Source organism: Methylobacterium sp. J-070 (assembly GCF_022829385.1).
Taxonomy (GTDB): Bacteria; Pseudomonadota; Alphaproteobacteria; order Rhizobiales; family Beijerinckiaceae; genus Methylobacterium.
Genome location: NZ_JAKSXX010000002.1, coordinates 1 through 710, shown reverse-complemented (window position 1 = coordinate 710; position 710 = coordinate 1). Strand labels below are relative to the sequence as shown.

Genomic DNA, 710 nt, shown 5'->3' with positions numbered 1-710 from the left:
CACGCTGCCCGGGTTGTTCATGTTGCTCTGTGCGCTGCCTCCGCCAGCGGGCATCTGCGCGAGAGCCACTCCCGTGACTGCGAGCGTGAACGCAGCAGCGAGGGCAAGTGTCTTCAACGACATGGCGTTTTCCTCCAGACGGATCGATTCGATCGGTCTGGGTCTGAACGTCGCCGCAGTCGATATCGTTCAAGCTGCCAATAAGAGGCCACCGCCAAGGACCTTCGATCCGGCTCCCCATATCAAACAGCCGTCACGCCCTGATCCACTACCGACGCCAGCGCTTGACCGCGCTCTTGTCCTCGGCCCTGTTTTTGGCCGGCGCGCCATCGCTGTACTGGGCCGTCGGCTGAATTTCTCGGCGCCCGGTTCCAGAACAAAGAAACACCCCGGGAGCGGAGGCTCCCAGGGTGTCGCCGACCTCGCGGCCAGTTTGATCGGGCTGGGGATGCGAAGGCCAACCGGACGGCTGCTCTTCGGCGGCGGAGAGCGAGGAGGAGGACCAACACCTTTCGCCCACCGCCGCGACTCCCGGCACGGATGCCGGGAGCAGCTCGACAGGATCTCAATACGAGCCGAACTTGTAGTTCAGGCCTGCGCGGACGACGGCGAACTCGTCGGAGCGGCGTCCGATGCCGCTGTAGACGACGGGGAAGTTGTTGGCGGCGTTGATGACGAACGCGCCCTGGTTGCGGGTGTTGCGGTCGAGG

Annotated in this window: 1 pseudogene; it reads right to left on the bottom strand. The window is 64.5% G+C overall.

The features are described from left to right. Nucleotides 1-565: 565 nt before the first annotated feature. Nucleotides 566-710 (bottom strand): annotated as a pseudogene (locus MKL01_RS00010) (porin family protein); the annotation flags it as partial.